Genomic DNA, 18,349 nt, shown 5'->3' with positions numbered 1-18,349 from the left:
CAACGTGCTGTGACAGCGACGCTGGAAAAATCCGTGCCAGAGTATTGCCATTACCTCAATGCTCAGATTTCTCTAGGTCCGACCGATTGGTGGATCAGCGCGTATGACGTTGAGCCAACAGCAAAATAATAAAAAGACGTAATAGCTTTAATAAAATCTACTACTGCGAGTTATTTGCGGGGTGACGCTGACTGACCCGCTCGCGCTAAAGCTCCCTTTGCGGGCTGCTCCGATTCGGTGACGAGCGCCTGCAGCTCGCCGCTGAGCCGCTCAAACACGCCGCGCATCTCCGTCTGACTGGCTTCGCTCAACGAGGCGAAACACTCCCGGCCATCGACGTGCATGAAGTTGGCAAGCGCGGCCATCTGGCCGAGCAGAGTGGGCATACGGACGTCGGTCATGACTTGGGCCTCCGGTAAGGGGACGGCGCGGCGGTCGCCGCCTATGCGGCCGGCTTGCGGATCGGCGTAACGCCTGCCGCTTTCGCCGGGCTAGAGCAGTATTGCGCCCACGCGTCCATCAGTCGGCGCCGCTTCTCGAACAGGTCGCCGCGTCGATAGGCGCCCTCGAGATTGGGCACCGCGTGCGCGAGTGACATTTCGGCCACCGCAGCGGGGAATGACGTGCAGTCAGCCGCCCAATCGCGGAAAGTCGAGCGGAACCCGTGCGGCACGATCGCCGCGTCTTGCTTCGGGTCGCGCCAGATGGGCGGCTCGGTGTCGCCGTTCAGCCTCCTGAGGACGGCACCTAGCGCATTGATCGACAGGAGCTTGTCGCCGCTGCCAGGGAAGACAAGCGGGCCGCTCGCCGTCCTGCGCAGCCGCTCGATGATCTCGACCGCGCGCGGCGACAGCGGCACGGCGTGCTCAATCTTCATTTTCATGCGCGCGGCGGGCACTGTCCAAACCTTTGCCGCCAGGTCGAACTCAGTCCAGCGCGCGCCGCGCACTTCAACCGAGCGCACGGCGGTCAGGATGGCAAGCTCGAGCGCGAGCGCGGCGACGCCTTCGCGCTGGCGTAGTGCAGCGACGAACGCTCCGATCTGGTCATACGGCAGGGCCGGGTGATGCTTGACGGTCTTCACGCGCGAACGCTTCGGCAACAGCTTGTCAAGATGCCCCTTCCAGCGTGCCGGGTTCTCACCGCGCCGCAATCCGCGCACGGTCGCCCAGTCGAGAATCGCTTCGATGCGCCCGCGCAGACGGCTGGCCGTTTCCGACTTCTCGTTCCACATCGGTTCGAGCACGCACATCACCAGTCCCGTATCGACGCTCTGGACAGGCAGCGCGCCAAACGCAGGCGTGGTGTACGTGGCAATCGTGTTTTCCCACTGGCTGATGTGCTTGGCGTTCTTCCAGCTCGCGCGGTGCGCGTTGATGTAGGCAGTCGCACACGCCGCAAACGTCATGGATTTCGCCGCATCCAGCCGGCTTTGCGCCTTGGCGACTTCGCGGGCCTCGATTGGGTCGACGCCGTCGAGCACTTGGCGCCGGCATTCCCCGGCCTTTTCACGTGCGTCCGACAGGCCCAGCGCGGTGAGCGCACCCAAGCCCATCTCGCGCGATCGCCCATGCATCTTGAACCTGAAAATCCACGACTTCGAAAGGCTCGGCGAGACTTGCAGATACAAGCCCCCGCCGTCTCCGTAGTAGCCCGGCGCCTTGATCTTCGTGATGCCGACTGCCGACAGCTTGTGAATGCTCTTTCCCGCTCTGGATGCCACGATTTACCCCCACCTGTACCCACACTCTATCGTTGGATTCTATTGGATCAATGGGGGTCAATCAAGGTGAATATTCGCTGCCAGCCCTTTCTGGCAAGGCACCTTAAAGACGAGGATAGATGAATGGGGGCTAAAGGATGACGGACCATTGATCCGTCGCAGTGCATGTGTGCCGCGGTCCGCGGCGCAATTGTCGGACGGAGATCTGGCGATAGAGAAGCTTCAGCATACAGCGCGATGCAGGGCGTCCCAGCGGCGCGCTGCTCCGCTTGCCTCTCTCATGGCGACAACGAGGGCAAGCGGAGACAACAGCAGGCGGCAGAGCCGCTCGCTCAACCAATATGGCTGCGCTGCGCCGCGTACAGTTCCCGGAACGTCCGCCCCACCGGCGCAGGCATGTCGCGCGTATTGGTCCAGCCGGCGCCACCCAGCGGCAGCTTCGCGATCGAACGATTTTTCCCACCCATCTGTTCCAGCACGCGCACGGCGAGCTTCGTCACCAGTGCATAAGCATCCGGATGCAGCGCGAGGAAACCCCATACGGCCAGCCCCACCCGTTCCCGCCACGGCCGCAGGCGACGCTCCACCTGTTTCTCGCGCAACTTGCGCAACAGATCGGATAACGGAATCCCCACCGGGCAGACGCTATTGCACTCGCCGCACAGCGTAGCGGCCTGCGGCAGATCCAGCGCCTTGTCGAGTCCGACATAACTCGGCGTCAACACTGATCCCATCGGCCCCGGATAGACCCAGCCGTACGCGTGACCACCCACCTTCTGATACACCGGACAGTGGTTCATGCACGCGCCGCAACGGATACAGCGAAGCATCTCCTGAAAGTCGCCGCCGATCAGCCCGGTGCGCCCTCCGTCGACCAGCACGACGTACATATGCTCGGGGCCATCCTGATCGCCCGCACCCCGCGGCCCGGTCAGCACGGAAAAGTAGTTCGACGTTGCCTGCCCGGTTGCCGAGCGCGGCAGCAGACGCATTGCCATAGCCAGATCCTCCAGCGTAGGCAACACTTTCTCGATACCGGTGACCGCAACATGTACACGCGGCATCACCGTACACATACCCTCGTTGCCCTCGTTCGTGACCAGCACCACCGAACCGGTTTCCGCGACGACAAAGTTGCCGCCCGTCACGCCCATGTCGGCCGTCATGAAGTGCGGACGCAGCATCTCGCGCGCTTCACGAGTCATATCCGTAATCTCGGTCAGGCGCGGCCGATCGTGCGTCCTCGCGAACAGATCGGCGATCTCGTCCTTATCTTTATGGACGACCGGCGCGATGATATGGCTCGGCGGCTCGTTGCCGTTGATCTGCAGTATGTATTCGCCCAGATCGGTTTCGATCGACTGCACACCCATCTGCCCGAGCACTTCGTTCAGGCGCATTTCCTCGGTGACCATCGACTTGGTTTTTATTACCTTCTTTACATCGTGCCGGCGCGCGATGTCGCCGACCAGACGCGCCGCTTCCTGAGTCGTTTCAGCGAACAGCACCGTGACGCCGCGCCGGGCAGCTTCACGTTCGAAGGTTTCGAGCCAGACGTCGAGATTTTCCAGCGCGCGATTGCGGCGCTCCTTCAAAGCGGCGCGGGTGGCGGGAAAATCGATCGCGGTAATGGCGGCGGCGCGGGCCGACACGAACTTGGTCGACAGCTTGGTGAGATTCTGCTGCAGGCGCTGGTCGGCGAGTTTCTGACCCGCGCGGGCCTTGAATTGCATCGATTGGACTTGCATGGCGGCCTTGTGCGTATTCGAACTGAAGTGCGCGAACTAAAGTGCGCGAACTGAAACGTGCGAACCGGCGTGCACGAAATCGAATGCGGCGAGCACGCTTACGCGACATCGCCGGCCAGCACCTGGGCGATGTGCAGCACTCGTGTGGCGGTGTCGCCGGTGCGCCGCAAGCGGCCTTCGATGTTGAGCATGCAGCCGAGATCACCGAGCACGACAGTGCCGGCGCCGCTCGCGCTGATATTCGCGCATTTTTCGTCGACGATCGCCGTCGAAATGTCGCCGTACTTGATCGCGAACGTGCCGCCGAAGCCGCAGCAGTGCTCGCAATCCTTCATTTCGGTCACCGCCACGCCTACCTGCGCGAGCAGCGCGCGCGGTTGGGTTTTGACGCCGAGCTCACGCAGCCCCGAACAGGAATCGTGGTACGTCACCTGCCCCGCGAACTCGCCCGGCTGCAATTGCACCTTGGCGACGTTGACGAGGAAATCGGTCAACTCGAACACCTTGGGCCGCAGCCTGCCGAAGCGGCTCATCAACTCAGGATCGTCGGCGAACAGATCGCCGTAATGCGCGCGGATCATGCCGCCGCACGAACCCGACGGCACGACCACGTAATCGAACTGTTCGAATTCGCGCAGGGTCTTTTCGGCCAGATCGCGCGCGATGCGCCGCTCGCCGGAGTTGTACGCGGGCTGCCCACAGCAGGTTTGCGCGGGCGGAACCACCACCTCGAAACCTGCACCCTCGATCAGCTTGATGACCGAAAAACCGATCTCCGGGCGCATCAGGTCGATCAGGCAGGTGACGAACAATCCGACTCGCATGAGCCCTCCTTCGGGGAAACGTCCCTGATTATCCGCTGTTTGCCGCACAATACCAACGGCCGGAAGGCATAAGACGAACGCCACATTAAATTGGAAGAGGCCTTCCAACCGCGTTCGCTTTTTTCACGATACGAGATACAATCAATTTTCCGCTGTTTGACGCGTCAACCGATTCCTCCTATGAGCGATACGAACCCGGATCCCAAAACTTCGATCCAGGTGATCGAACGCATGATGCGCTTGCTCGACGCACTCGCTGCGCATAGCGACCCGGTCAGCCTGAAAGAACTCGCCATCCGCACGGAGCTGCATCCGTCCACCGCCCACCGCATCCTGAACGACATGGTGATGTGCCGGCTGGTCGACCGGTCGGACCCCGGCACCTACCGCCTCGGCATGCGCCTGCTCGAACTGGGCAATCTGGTCAAGGCGCGTCTGTCGGTGCGCGATGCGGCGCTCACGCCAATGCGCGAGCTGCACCGTCAAACTGGCCAGACAGTCAATCTGTCGGTGCGCCAGGGCGACGAGATCGTCTATATAGAACGCGCCTACTCCGAGCGCTCCGGCATGCAGGTGGTGCGAGCCATCGGCGGGCGGGCGCCGCTGCATCTGACCTCGGTGGGCAAGCTGTTCCTCGCCGCCGACGAATCGACCCGCGTGCGGGCCTACGCCACACGCACCGGGCTGTCGGGTCATACGCAAAACAGCATTACCGATCTGGGCAAACTGGAGCGCGAACTGTCGCATGTGCGCCAGCAAGCCTGTGCGCGCGATAACGAAGAACTGGAACTGGGCGTGCGCTGCATCGCGGCCGGCATTTATGACGACACCGGCAAGCTGGTTGCGGGCCTGTCGCTGTCCGCGCCGGCGGATCGCCTGCAGGATTCGTGGCTTGGGCAACTCAGCCAGACTGCGCTCATGATTTCCGAGTCGCTCGGTTATCGGCCGCAAGCGCAGCAGGAACAATCGAACTCGCAGCACGCGTAAGCCGGCGGTTCCGATCAACAAAAAAGCCTCGCGTCCGCGAGGCTTTTTTGTTTCCCTGCTTGCTTCCCTGAGCCCCGGTCCGAAAACCGGCTGCCGGCGAGATGCTTCAGATTGCTTCAGGTGCCCGCACCGCCGGCATCCGCGCTGGTGATGCGCGGCTGGTCACCGCCGTTGTCGAGCCACGTCCGCAGACGCGTGGCGTCCGCGAAGCGCGAGTACTTACCCGACGAGTCGAGCAGCACCATGATCATCGGACGGCCATGAATGGTCGCCTGCATTACGAGGCACTCGCCTGCTTCGTTGATGAAACCGGTCTTTTGAAGACCGATGTCCCACGTCGGATTACGCACCAGTGCGTTGGTGCTGTTGTACGCCAGCGTACGCTTGCCGGTGTACACCTCGTAGCTGCGGTCGGTCGAGAACTTGCGGATCAACGGATACTGATACGCCGCGTTGACCATCTTCACGAGGTCGCGCGCGCTCGACACGTTCTGGCTCGTCAAGCCTGTGGGGTTTTCGAAATGCGTGTCGGTCATGCCGAGCTGCTTGGCCTTCGCGTTCATCGCCGCGAGGAACGCCGGACGGCCGCCCGGGAAATAACGCGACAAAGCCGCCGCCGCGCGGTTTTCCGACGCCATCAGTGCGATGTGCAGCATGTCTTCGCGCGAGAGCACGGAGCCTACCGACAGACGCGAGCCGGTATTCTTCTCGTAGTCTCGGTCTTCGTCCGTGACTTCGATCTGGTCGGTCATCGGCTCTTTCGAGTCGAGCACCACCATCGTGGTCATCAGCTTGGTGATCGACGCGATCGGCACCACGGCGCGCGAGTTCTTGTCGAAGAGCGATTCGCCGGTGTTCTGGTCGATCACGTACGCCACGCTCGAGCGCAACATGAGCGCGTCAGGCGTCTCGTGCAGACCGAACGCCTGGCCGACGGTCGGCTGGCGCGGTTCGTACGCGACACGGCGCATCACCGAGTGATGGCGTCCGTTCGTCGTGTACGTCACGCGCTTGCGCTTGACGCTTGCGCGCGGCGCGTCGTCACCAGCGGCGGCGCCGGTCTGTGCAGCCGCGCTTTTGCCGGCCTTCGACACCTTGGCGGTGGCGGCTGCCGGCTTCTTGCCTGCTTTCGCGTGTTTAGGGGATTGTGCAGTTGCAGTGGGCGTTGCGGCAAAAGCAGTCACAGGTGTGGCGAACGCCGCCGCGATGACCATGGAGGCGGCCACCGACAGAGCGGTGCTGCGAGCCGCGCCGTGGATCACTTTTAGCGACGAAAACATGTCGGTTTTCATTGGTGTTCGTTAGGGAGCGGCGAGAGGTTTCCGCAAGTGTAGTAAAACAACGAAAAATTAGCAATTTTAAGCACTTATACGCGCTCCTTAAACCGGCTTGTAAGCTCCGATCGCAAAAACACGAATAAGTGCTGCGCGTCGATCGAAAAAAACGATCGCCGCGCGTCTCGTCTCGCCGCCGCTATCCGCCGGAATCGACGTGATTCTTTTCAGCATAACGGCAATTTCGAGACAACCTTGATCAGGGGAAATACGGTCTGAGCGCAAACCTGCATAGCGTGGCCCGCGCAGCGGAACGTCGCCGGGGACTCGCCGCAGGTTGTTAAATACCCGCTGGAGACCGCCAACGCGCATTCGACCGGCATGGAACATTAACGTTCCGTGACACTTCCCGGTTTACACCAAATGGGCAACGGCGCAAATTTTGTCCCCAGAGAGGGTGTTGCGCCCTCCTCGCCGCTCACGAACGCCGACCAGAATCCGCCCCTTTTTCGGTAAAAAGTTCAGATTCTTTACGCACCAATGCGGGGCGAAAGTTAAATTGACCTGCGTCATAAGAATGTCATGCGTGCCGCATAACGTGCTGTTTTATAAGCAGTTTTTTAATTTTGTGCAACGCACAAAAAGCACTTGACATTCCTCGCCATCATCCTAAAATGGGAACCATTGCTGCGATGCACAAACATCGCGGCCCGGAGGAGACGAATTGATGCGTCTCGCCATCAACCCAATACGGTCCGCACAGACAGACCGTAATCCAGGAGCGTAAACCATGACTCTGCTGACCCCTGAGCAATTCGCCGCAGCCCAGAAAGCCAACTTTGAAACGTTGTTCGGCCTGACGACCAAAGCATTTGAAGGTGTCGAAAAGCTGGTTGAGCTGAACCTGCAAGTCGTGAAGTCGACGCTCGCGGAAAGCCAGGAAAACGCGCAACGTGCATTGTCGGTGAAGGACGCGCAGGAACTGCTGGCGCTGCAAGCCAGCCTCGCGCAGCCGGTGGCTGAAAAGGCGCTGTCGTATGGTCGTCACGTGTATGAAATCGTTTCGGCTACGCAAGGTGAATTCACCCGCGTTGCTGAAGCGCAATTCGAAGAGCAGAACCGCAAGGTTCAATCGCTCGTCGAAAACGTTGCGAAGAATGCACCGGCCGGCTCGGAAACCGCAGTCGCCGTGATGAAGTCGGCTATCACCGCCGCCAACACCACGTACGAAACGGTTCACAAGGCGACCAAGCAAGCTGTCGAAATCGCCGAAAGCAACTTCAATGCAGCTGCTACGGCCGCATCGAAGGCTGCATCGCAAGCCGCGGCGCAAGCATCGCGCTCGACCAAGAAGGCGGTTTAAGGTTCAACAACGAGCCGGCCTCGCGCCAAGCAAGGCCGGCGGTATCGAAAGCAACGGCGCCGCGCGGTGCCACGTAGCCTTACGTCGCGCTGCACGGCCGAACGCTCCGATACGTTGAACAGCGTATCGTTTGCCCGGCGAAGGCCGGGATTTTTTTTCCCGCGGCTTGCTGAGTTTTACGCGGGTTCCGCGGGTTCCATGTCCCAGCCGGCAAACGCTCTGCTCTGCTTGCTGCAATAGAAAAACGGCGCATCCCTTTACAGGATGCGCCGTTTTTCTTTGATGCCTGCTTCTGGAAGGCCGCTCAGATGCGAACGGCCCCCTTCAGCGTTACTTCTTTTTCTGCGGCGGCAAGTCGGTGCAGACGCCTTCATACAACTCGGCGGCCATACCGATCGATTCGCCGAGCGTCGGATGCGGATGAATCGTCTTACCGATATCCGTTGCGTCCGCACCCATTTCGATCGCGAGGCAGATTTCGCTGATCAGGTCGCCGGCATTCAGACCGACGATCCCGCCGCCGATCACGCGATGCGTTTCTTCGTCGAAGATCAGCTTGGTGAAGCCTTCATCGCGGCCGTTGGCGATTGCGCGGCCTGACGCGGCCCACGGGAACACTGCCTTGCCGTACTTGATGCCTTCGGCCTTCAACTGGTCTTCCGTCTTGCCGGCCCATGCCACCTCAGGATCGGTGTAGGCCACCGACGGAATCTGCAGCGCGTCGAAGTAGGCCTTTTCGCCGTGTGCGACTTCGGCGGCCACGTGAGCTTCATGCACGGCTTTGTGCGCGAGCATCGGCTGACCGACGATATCGCCGATTGCGAAGATGTGCGGCACGTTCGTGCGCATCTGCTTGTCGACGCCGATGAAGCCGCGATCCGTTACCGCGACGCCAGCCTTGTCCGCGCCGATCCTCTTGCCGTTCGGCGTACGGCCGACGGAGACCAGCACGAGGTCATAGCGTTGCGCTTCGGGCGGGGCCTTTTCGCCTTCGAACGACACGTAGATGCCGTCGTCTTTCGCCTCCGCCGCGGTGGTCCTGGTCTTCAGCATGACGTTGGCAAAACGCTTGCTGTTGTACTTCTCCCAGACCTTGACCAGATCGCGATCCGCACCGTTCATCAGACCGTCGAGCATTTCGACCACGTCGATCTGCGCGCCGAGCGTCGCATACACCGTCGCCATTTCGAGGCCGATGATGCCGCCGCCGATCACGAGCATGCGTTGCGGGATCTGGCGCAGTTCGAGCGCGCCGGTCGAATCGACCACGCGCGGATCTTCCGGAATGAACGGCAGCTTCACCGCTTCCGAGCCCGCGGCGATGATGGCCTGCTTGAACCTGACGACCTTCTTGCCGCCCTCGGTCTGCACTTCCATGTGATACGGATCGACGAACGCGCCGGTGCCCGTCACGACTTCGACCTTGCGCATCTTCGCCATGCCGGCGAGACCGCCGGTGAGCTTCTTGACGACGCCCGACTTGAAGTCGCGCAGCTTGTCGAGGTCGATTTGCGGCTTGGCGAACGTGATGCCGTGCGCGCCGAGCGCTTCCGCCTCGTCGATCATGAGGGCCGTGTGCAGCAGCGCCTTCGACGGGATACAACCGACGTTCAGACAAACGCCGCCGAGCGTTGCATAGCGTTCGACCAGCACCGTCTTCATGCCGAGGTCGGCCGAGCGGAATGCAGCGGAGTAACCGCCGGGGCCCGAACCCAGCACGAGCATGTCGCACTCGATGTCGGCGCTGCCGGAGAAACTACCGGCCTGCGGTGCGGGAGCGGCCGCCCTGGGTGCAGGTGCAGGCGCGGCCGCGGCTTGCGGTGCCGCTTGAGCGGGCGCTTTCTCTGGTGCTTTAGCCGGAGCTGCATCCGCTGACGTTTCGACGAGCGCGATGATCGTGCCTTGCGAGACTTTGTCGCCGGCTTTGACGCGGACTTCCATGACGGTGCCGGCGATATCGCTCGGCACTTCGATGGAGGCCTTATCGGACTCGAGCGTCATCAGCGCCTGTTCGTTCTCGATGACATCGCCCGGTTTGATATTGACTTCGACGACATCGACGTCTTTGAAGTCACCGATATCCGGCACTTTTACTTCGACGAGACTCATAGTGTCCCCTTCTCTTATTGATCGTTGATGAAGCGAAGAACCGGAGAAAAATCAGCCTGAAAGCTGGCGGCGCGCCGAACGGAATCAGCCTTTGCCGTCCACCGAAGGACGCCCCGCGGGAAGTCCCCTTGGGGTGCGCGCCTTTCTTTTGCCTACTTTTCTTCGGCAAGGCAAAGAAAAGTAGGTGCCGCCCCGCACAGGGGCGACGCCAATAGACCGATAAGAAAGCAGGTTCAACGAAGAGACGCGGATAACCAATTAACAAAAAAACAATCCGCGCCGCAGGCAATCATCAAAAGATCAAAGAATCACACGCCGAAAATCGGCAAGAATCGACCCAAGGTACGCATTGAAGCGCGCCGCTTCCGCCCCATCGATCACGCGATGGTCATACGACAAAGACAGCGGCAACATCAATCGCGGCACAAACTGCTTCCCATCCCACACCGGCTTCATCGCGCCACGCGACAAACCGAGAATGGCGACTTCAGGCGCATTGATGATCGGCGTGAAGTTCGTGCCGCCAATCCCGCCCAGCGAAGAAATCGAGAAGCAACCGCCTTGCATCTGATCCGGCTTCAGCTTGCCTTCGCGCGCCGCCTTCGACAGATCGGTCATTTCCCTGGCGATCTCGACCAGACCCTTCTTGTCCGCGTCGCGAATCACCGGAACCACCAGGCCGTTCGGCGTATCGGCAGCAAAGCCCACGTGGTAGTACTGCTTGAACACGAGGTTGTCGCCGTCGAGGCTGGCGTTGAACGTCGGGAATTTCTTCAGGGCGGACACGACAGCCTTGATCACGAACGCCAGCATCGTGATCTTCACGCCGGCCTTTTCGTTTTCCTTGTTCAACTGCACGCGCAGTGCTTCGAGTTCGGTGATGTCCGCTTCGTCGTTGTTCGTGACGTGCGGAATCATGACCCAGTTGCGATGCAGATTCGCGCCCGAAATCTTCTTGATGCGCGACAGCGGCTTCGGATCGATCGGGCCGAACCTGGTGAAGTCGACCTTCGGCCACGGCAGCAGGTTCAACTCGCCGCCGCCGGCCGCGGCCGGTGCAGCCGCACCTGCCGGAGCAGCACGCTGGCCGCTCATGACGCCCTTGATGAAGGCGGTCACGTCCGCTTGCGTAATACGGCCCTTCGGACCCGTGCCCTGCACTTGCGTCACATCGACGCCGAGTTCGCGCGCGAACTTGCGCACGGACGGCGATGCATGGCTCGGGCGCCGCGCGCCGCCTTCGCCGGCCGGAATCACCGGCGCTTGCGCGAGCGCTGACGGCGACGCCGGAGCGGGCGACGGTACGGCCGGCGCATCCGACGGCTTCTCGACTGCTTCCTGCTTCGGCGCGGGAGCCGGCGCAGCCGCGCCACCCTCGGCTTCCACCACGACGATTACCGAGCCTTCCGACACGGTATCGCCCACCTTGACCTTCAACTCCTTGACGATGCCCGCGGCCGTGCTCGGCACGTCCATGGTCGCCTTGTCGGATTCGAGCGTCACCAGCGACTGCTCTTTCTCGACACGATCGCCGACCTTCACCGCGATTTCGATCACGGGAATATCTTTGTAGTCGCCGATATCCGGCACTTTGACTTCTTGCAGACCGCCGCCGCTTGCAGCCGGCGCCGGGGCGGGCGCAGCAGCGGCCGGCGCGGGAGCCGGAGCCGGAGCCGGAGCCGGTGCAGGCGAAGCAGCGGCACCGCCTTGTGCTCCATTCAGCACGACGATCAGCGAGCCTTCCGACACGTTGTCGCCAACCTTGACCCTCACTTCCTTGACGACGCCCGCAGCCGAGCTCGGCACGTCCATGGTCGCCTTGTCGGACTCCAGCGTCACGAGCGACTGCTCTTTTTCGACGGTATCACCCGCCTTCACCAGCACCTCGATCACAGGGATGTCCTTGTAATCGCCGATGTCCGGCACCTTGATTTCGATCGCTTGACTCATTGTTAGTGTCTCCTGGGCCGCGCACGCGGCCCGCCCCTGACGATCAGGGACAGGCGCGCACGCCGTGGCACACGGGGAATGATGCCCTTAGACGGTCATCGGGTTGGGTTTGGCGGGATCAAGGTTGTATTTCTTGAGCGCCTCGGCGACGACCTTGCGTTCGATCGTGCCTTCATCTGCCAGTGCATTCAATGCGGCAACCGTGACCCAGTAGCGGTCGACTTCGAAGAAGTGGCGCAGCTTTTCACGCGTGTCCGAACGGCCGTAGCCGTCCGTGCCCAGCACGACGAAACGTTGCGGCACGAACGCGCGGATCTGCTCGGTCAGCGCACGCACGTAGTCGGTCGAGGCGATCACCGGACCTTGTGCGTCCTTCAGCAGCTTCTCGACGTGCGAGAGCTTCTTTTCTTCCGACGGGTGCAGCAGGTTCCAGCGCTGCACTTCGTGACCTTCGCGCGCGAGCTCGGTGAAGCTCGGCACGCTCCAGAGGTCGGCGGCGACGCCCCAGTCGTTTTTCAGCAGGTCGGCGGCGGCGATCACCTCGTTGAAGATCGTGCCCGCGCCCATCAGTTGCACGCGCGGCGCCTTCTTGTCGGCTTCTGCCTTCCTGAACGCGTACATGCCCTTGATGATGTCGGCCGCTACAGCATCGCCCTGCGGCATCGCCGGGTGCTCGTAGTTTTCGTTCATCACCGTGATGTAGTAGTACACGTCTTCCTGCTCGGCGACCATGCGGCGCAGACCGTCCTGCATGATGACCGCGAGTTCGTAACCGAAGGTCGGATCGTAGCTGATGCAGTTCGGCACCGAAGCGGCCCACAGCAGCGAGTGGCCGTCTTCGTGTTGCAGGCCTTCGCCGTTCAGCGTCGTACGGCCGGCAGTGCCGCCCAGCAGGAAGCCGCGCGAGCGCATGTCGCCCGCCGCCCATGCCAGGTCGCCGATACGCTGGAAGCCGAACATCGAGTAGAAGATGTAGAACGGGATCATGATCTCGCCGTGCGTCGAGTACGACGTCGCGGCTGCGATCCAGTCCGACATGCCGCCGGCTTCGTTGATGCCTTCCTGCAGGATCTGCCCGGTTTCCGACTCACGGTAGAACATCAGCTGGTCGGAATCTTCCGGCACGTACTTCTGGCCGTCCTGATTCCAGATGCCGATCTGGCGGAACAGGCCTTCCATGCCGAAGGTACGCGATTCGTCCGGCACGATCGGCACGACGCGCTTACCGAGCGCCTTGTCTTTCAGCAGGATGTTCAGGATCCGTACGAACGCCATCGTCGTGGAGATTTCGCGGCCTTCGCCCGTGCCCTTCAGAAGCGGCTCGAAAGCCGACAGTTCCGGCACCGGCAGCGACTCCGCCTTCTGACGGCGCGCCGGCAGATAGCCACCCAGTTCCTGGCGGCGGCTGCGCATGTACTCGAGTTCCTTCGAACCTTCTTCGAACTTGAGGTACGGCACGTTGACGATGTCTTCGTCGGAGATCGGCAGACGGAACTGGTCGCGGAATTTCTTCAGCTGATCCACCTGCATCTTCTTCTGCTGGTGGGTGATGTTCATCGCCTGACCGGCTTCGCCCATGCCGTAGCCCTTGATCGTCTTGGCGAGGATCACGGTCGGCTGGCCCTTCGTGTTGGTGGCTTCCGAAAACGCAGCGTAGATCTTGTGCGGATCGTGGCCGCCGCGGTTCAGGTTCCAGATGTCCTCGTCGGACCAGTCGGCAACCAGCGCCTTCAGTTCCGGCGAATTGAAGAAGTGCTCGCGAACGTACGCGCCCGATTCCGACTTGTACGTCTGATATTCGCCGTCGACGACTTCCATCATCCGGCGCATCAGCGCGCCCGACTTGTCGCGCTGGAACAGCGCATCCCAGCGGCTGCCCCAGATCACCTTGATGACGTTCCAGCCGGCGCCGCGGAATTCGCTTTCGAGTTCCTGGATGATCTTGCCGTTACCGCGCACCGGGCCATCCAGGCGCTGCAGGTTGCAGTTGATCACGAACACGAGGTTGTCGAGGCGTTCGCGGCCGGCCATGCCGATTGCGCCGAGCGATTCCGGTTCATCCGTTTCGCCGTCGCCGAGGAAGGCCCAGACCTTGCGGCCGTCGGTCTTCGCGATGCCGCGCGCCTGCATGTACTTCATGAAGCGCGCCTGATAGATCGCCATGATCGGGCCGAGGCCCATCGAGACGGTCGGGAATTGCCAGAAGTCCGGCATCAGCCACGGATGCGGATACGACGAGATGCCCTCGCCGCCCACTTCCTGACGGAAGTTGTCGAGCTGGTTTTCGGTCAGACGGCCGAGCAGGAATGCGCGCGAGTACACACCCGGCGACGAGTGGCCTTGCACGAACACGAGGTCGCCGCCATGGTTATCCGACGGCGCATGCCAGAAATGGTTGTAGCCGACGTCGTACAGCGTGGCGGCCGACGCGAACGATGCGATGTGGCCGCCGACATTCGTGTCCTTGCCGGCGCGCAGCACCATTGCGATGGCGTTCCAGCGCGTGTACGAGCGGATGCGGTGTTCAAGGTCCTGGTCGCCGGAAATCGGAGTCTGGCGCGTGACCGGAATCGTGTTGATGTACGGGGTGTTGGCGGAGAACGGCAGATGTTCGCCGTGCACGCGGGCAAATTCGATTTGCTTTTCGATGAGGTAGTGAGCGCGGTCAGGGCCCACAGCAGAAATCACGCCATCCAGCGCTTCCAGCCATTCGCCGGTTTCCTGGGGATCGTCGTCTTTTTCGGCGGCGACATATTTCATGACTTCGTCGGGTACAGCGGACATGCTCGTCTCCTGGATATAGAGGAACGCTCTTTGGACAGACGACGCGGACGAGGCACGGCCGCGGCAGCTTCGGCCGATTGTAATAAGGGTCCCGACGTCCGCGCAACAAAATTTTCAAATTACGAGATCACTTCTCATAATGCGGAAAATTGTTGCGGCGCACCCTGATCTGACTGCCGATCGACGGATACGTCGGCTAGTTTGCGCCGGTTATCGTTACTTTCAGTGCTTTTTTGCGCCATTTGCTAGTGACACGCTGCGCTACAATGCCACGCATGTTGACCGAACGGCTTTTCGCACGCTCGGCGCGCACCGCCGGTTCGCCGGCGGATTCGACGCCGTCCTCCCGCTGGCACCATGGACCATGGTGGTCGAACTCCTATTTGCTGACGCCGCTCCTGTCGATCCTGGTTTTCCTGGTCGTCATGAGCCTGATTCTGTGGAGCCTGAACCGGCGCGAACAGCAGCAGCAGGAAGACACCCTCTACCGTAACGTCGCGTGGGCGCAGCAGCAGATCCGCCTGTCCATGACGGGCGCGCAGGAACAGATCCAGGCGCTCGCCCGCGACCTCGCCGCCGGCCATTCGGATCCGCATTCGTTCCAGGTGTCCACCACGGACATCATGCAGGGGCATCCCGAAATCCTCTACATGAACTGGTACACGAGCCAGCAGCAGCCACGCTGGCCCAATACTGCACTGCCGGTGTTCGGCCAGCGGCTTGCCAAACCGAACGATTCGCAAATGGACGAGGCCGTCAAAGCAGCGTTCGCCGAGGCGCGCAGCACGCGCCGCCAGGTGTACTCGCCGCTCATTTACGACGACCTGCGCAACGGCTACATCACGCTGCAAACGCCGGTGTACCGCGACCGCGATTTCCTCGGCACGATCGCTGCAGTGTTCTCGGTGGAAGGGATCCTGAAGCACGACATTCCGCCCGAGCTGTCGGCCAAATACAAAATCTCGATCATCGACGTGAACAACCGCGAGTTGACCACCACGTCGACCCGCCCGCGCCTGCCGCGCGACATGTTCTACGACCTGCCGCTCGACCCGCCGGGCCAGGGCGTTTCGGTGCGCGTATACGCGTTCCCGCAGATGACCAACTTCACCAACAACACGCTGGTCTGGCTGGTGGCCGGCCTGTCGTGCTTCGTGTTGTGGAGTCTGTGGAGCCTGTGGAAACACACGCGGCAACGCTTCGAAGCGCAGCAGGCGCTGTACGCCGAAGCCTTCTTTCGCCGCGCGATGGAAAACTCGGTGTTGATCGGCATGCGGGTGCTCGACATGCATGGCCGCATCACCCACGTCAATCCGGCGTTTTGCCGCATGACCGGCTGGGACGAAAGCGACCTGGTCGGCAAGAATGCGCCGTTCGCCTACTGGCCGCGCGACGCCTACCCTGAGATGCAGCGGCAGCTCGACATGACCTTGCGCGGCAAGGCGCCCTCCTCAGGTTTCGAATTACGGGTGCGCCGCAAGGACGGCTCGCTGTTCCACGCACGTCTCTATGTGTCGCCGCTGATCGACAGCTCGGGCCGCCAGACCGGCTGGATGTCGTCGATGACCGACATCACCGAGCCGAAACGCGCACGCGAGGAACTCGCGGCCGCGCACGAGCGCTTCACCACCGTGCTCGAAAGCCTCGACGCCGCCGTCTCGGTGCTGGCCGCCGACGAGGCCGAACTGCTGTTCGCCAACCGCTACTATCGCCACCTCTTCGGCATCCGCCCGGACGGTCATCTGGAATTGGCGGGCGCCGGGTTCGATAGCGCACAGGCGTCGTCCGATTCGATCGATATGGTGGACGCCTATGCGGGCCTGCCTGCCGCCGCGTTGACCGAAAGCACCGCCGACGCACAGGAAATCTATGTGCAAAGCATCCAGAAATGGTTCGAAGTGCGCCGTCAGTACATTCAATGGGTGGACGGCCACCTCGCGCAGATGCAGATCGCGACCGACATCACCACGCGCAAGCAGGCTCAGGAACTCTCGCGTCAGCAGGACGAGAAGCTGCAGTTCACCAGCCGCCTGATGACGATGGGCGAAATGGCGTCGTCGCTGGCTCACGAACTGAATCAGCCGCTCGCCGCCATCAATAACTATTGCTCCGGAACCGTGGCACTAGTTAAATCCGGTCGAACGACGCCTGACAATCTGTTGCCCGTGCTCGAAAAGACCGCCCAACAGGCGGTGCGGGCCGGCATGATCATCAAGCGCATCCGCGAGTTCGTCAAACGCAGCGAGCCGAAACGGCAGGCCACGCGCGTGGCCGATATCGTCGCGGACGCGGTGGGTCTGGCCGAAATCGAAGCGCGCAAGCGGCGCATTCGCATCGTCACCGATCTGCGCTCGCGCCTGCCGGTGATCTATGTCGACCCGGTGCTGATCGAGCAGGTGCTGGTCAACCTGCTGAAGAACGGTGCCGAAGCGATGGCCGAAGCACGGCCGAACGCGGTCGATCCGGTGATACGCGTGGTCGTGCGACTGGAGAGCGGGTTTGTCTGCATCAGCGTCGTCGACCAGGGACCGGGCGTCGACGAAGCGACAGCCGAGCGGCTGTTCGAACCGTTTTACAGTACCAAGTCCGACGGTATGGGCATGGGGCTGAACATTTGCCGTTCGATTATCGAATCGCACCGCGGCCGCTTGTGGGTGGTGAACAACGTCGAATCCGACGGCCACATCACAGGTGCCACGTTCCATTGCAGTCTGCCTATTGGAGAGCCTGACGGCCCGAGCAACGGCGGGTCAGAGGCGCCGACACCACAAACCGTTACGGGAGAGCTATGAACAGCCCAGTCACCACCCAGGAAACTGTCTTTGTCGTCGACGACGACGAGGCCGTGCGAGATTCGCTGCGCTGGCTGCTGGAGGCGAACGGCTACCGCGTGCAATGCTTCTTCAGCGCCGAGCAGTTCATCGACGCCTGGCAACCGCATCAGCACCCTGGCCAGATCGCGTGTCTGATTCTCGATGTGCGGATGTCCGGCATGAGCGGGCTCGAGTTGCAGGAACGCCTGATCGCCGACAACGCGTCGCTGCCGATCATCTTCGTGACGGGTCACGGCGACGTGCCGATGGCGGTGTCGACGATGAAAAAAGGCGCGATGGACTTTATCGAAAAACCGTTCGACGAAGCCGAGTTGCGCAAGCTGGTCGAGCGCATGCTCGACAAGGCGCGCAGCGAAAGCACCAGCGTGCAGCAACAACGCGCCGCCGCCGAGCGTCTGGGCAAGCTGACCGCGCGTGAACATCAGGTGCTCGAGCGCATCATCGCGGGCCGCCTGAACAAGCAGATCGCCGACGATCTCGGCATCAGCATCAAGACGGTCGAAGCACACCGCGCGAACATCATGGAAAAGCTCAACGTCAACACGGTCGCCGATCTGCTGCGACTCGCGTTGTCGAACAAGCCGCAGCAGGCGCAATGAGTACAACAAGCGTTGCACGCTTCACCTGAACGCCTCTGAGGCGTAACGCGGCCGGACTGTCGAAAGTCCGGCCCGCCCCTGTTGTTCCGCTTCTCCGCTTCTCCGCTTCTCCGCTTCTCCGCTTCTCCGCTTCTCCGCTTCTCCGCTTCTCCGC

13 protein-coding genes are annotated in these 18,349 nt (G+C 61.8%); 4 read left to right on the top strand and 9 right to left on the bottom strand.

Annotated features, from left to right (window positions below):
• Nucleotides 1–170: 170 nt before the first annotated feature.
• The 4 genes from AC3WLT_RS16975 to AC3WLT_RS16960 form a co-directional block, all read right to left on the bottom strand.
• Nucleotides 171–401 carry a hypothetical protein gene (locus tag AC3WLT_RS16975; RefSeq protein WP_492592858.1) on the bottom strand — a complete coding sequence of 77 codons (231 nt, stop codon included), beginning with the start codon at nt 399–401 and terminating at the stop codon, nt 171–173.
• Between the two features lie 41 nt (nt 402–442).
• Complete coding sequence (locus AC3WLT_RS16970; RefSeq protein WP_492592857.1) at nt 443–1,723, bottom strand: tyrosine-type recombinase/integrase; 1,281 nt, start codon at nt 1,721–1,723, stop codon at nt 443–445.
• A gap of 332 nt (nt 1,724–2,055) precedes the next feature.
• Nucleotides 2,056–3,471 (bottom strand): lactate utilization protein B, encoded by a 1,416-nt coding sequence (locus AC3WLT_RS16965; RefSeq protein WP_492592856.1) that lies wholly within the window; start codon nt 3,469–3,471, stop codon nt 2,056–2,058.
• Nucleotides 3,472–3,569: 98 nt separating this feature from the next.
• Nucleotides 3,570–4,295 carry a (Fe-S)-binding protein gene (locus AC3WLT_RS16960; RefSeq protein ID WP_492592855.1) on the bottom strand — a complete coding sequence of 242 codons (726 nt, stop codon included), beginning with the start codon at nt 4,293–4,295 and terminating at the stop codon, nt 3,570–3,572.
• 180 nt (nt 4,296–4,475) lie between these two features.
• Here AC3WLT_RS16960 and AC3WLT_RS16955 point away from each other — a divergent pair, with 180 nt between their 5' ends.
• The gene (locus tag AC3WLT_RS16955) at nt 4,476–5,282 is read left to right on the top strand and encodes an IclR family transcriptional regulator (RefSeq protein ID WP_492592854.1); all 807 of its coding nucleotides are present in this window, start codon (nt 4,476–4,478) and stop codon (nt 5,280–5,282) included.
• A gap of 116 nt (nt 5,283–5,398) precedes the next feature.
• Here AC3WLT_RS16955 and pbpG read toward each other — a convergent pair whose 3' ends face one another.
• Together pbpG and AC3WLT_RS16945 are read right to left on the bottom strand one after the other, a co-directional pair.
• Entirely contained in the window at nt 5,399–6,574 is a 1,176-nt protein-coding gene (gene pbpG / locus AC3WLT_RS16950) for a D-alanyl-D-alanine endopeptidase (protein WP_492592853.1), read from the bottom strand.
• A gap of 87 nt (nt 6,575–6,661) precedes the next feature.
• The gene (locus AC3WLT_RS16945) at nt 6,662–6,946 is read right to left on the bottom strand and encodes a hypothetical protein (RefSeq protein WP_492592852.1); all 285 of its coding nucleotides are present in this window, start codon (nt 6,944–6,946) and stop codon (nt 6,662–6,664) included.
• A gap of 400 nt (nt 6,947–7,346) precedes the next feature.
• On the opposite strand from AC3WLT_RS16945, the gene AC3WLT_RS16940 reads away from it, so the two are divergent.
• On the top strand, nt 7,347–7,919 hold the full coding sequence (locus AC3WLT_RS16940) for a phasin family protein (protein ID WP_115105003.1): 573 nt from the start codon (nt 7,347–7,349) through the stop codon (nt 7,917–7,919).
• Nucleotides 7,920–8,249: 330 nt separating this feature from the next.
• Here AC3WLT_RS16940 and lpdA read toward each other — a convergent pair whose 3' ends face one another.
• From lpdA to aceE, 3 genes are all read right to left on the bottom strand, one after another.
• On the bottom strand, nt 8,250–10,028 hold the full coding sequence (lpdA, locus tag AC3WLT_RS16935) for a dihydrolipoyl dehydrogenase (protein WP_492592851.1): 1,779 nt from the start codon (nt 10,026–10,028) through the stop codon (nt 8,250–8,252).
• Between the two features lie 300 nt (nt 10,029–10,328).
• A complete protein-coding gene (aceF, locus tag AC3WLT_RS16930) occupies nt 10,329–11,978 on the bottom strand; it encodes a dihydrolipoyllysine-residue acetyltransferase (RefSeq protein WP_492592850.1) in 1,650 nt (549 codons plus the stop codon).
• Nucleotides 11,979–12,065: 87 nt separating this feature from the next.
• Nucleotides 12,066–14,762 carry a pyruvate dehydrogenase (acetyl-transferring), homodimeric type gene (aceE, locus tag AC3WLT_RS16925; RefSeq protein WP_492592849.1) on the bottom strand — a complete coding sequence of 899 codons (2,697 nt, stop codon included), beginning with the start codon at nt 14,760–14,762 and terminating at the stop codon, nt 12,066–12,068.
• Between the two features lie 275 nt (nt 14,763–15,037).
• On the opposite strand from aceE, the gene fixL reads away from it, so the two are divergent.
• Entirely contained in the window at nt 15,038–17,554 is a 2,517-nt protein-coding gene (gene fixL / locus AC3WLT_RS16920; protein ID WP_492592848.1) for an oxygen sensor histidine kinase FixL, read from the top strand.
• On the top strand, nt 17,551–18,195 hold the full coding sequence (gene fixJ / locus AC3WLT_RS16915) for an oxygen response regulator transcription factor FixJ (RefSeq protein WP_492592847.1): 645 nt from the start codon (nt 17,551–17,553) through the stop codon (nt 18,193–18,195). Before fixL ends, fixJ begins: the two co-directional genes overlap by 4 nt.
• Nucleotides 18,196–18,349: the final 154 nt, after the last annotated feature.

It is taken from the genome of Paraburkholderia sp. FW306-2-2C-D06C (assembly GCF_058781505.1).
The sequence above is the reverse complement of the archived record's forward strand: the minus strand, read 5'-3'. Positions and strand labels throughout refer to the sequence as shown.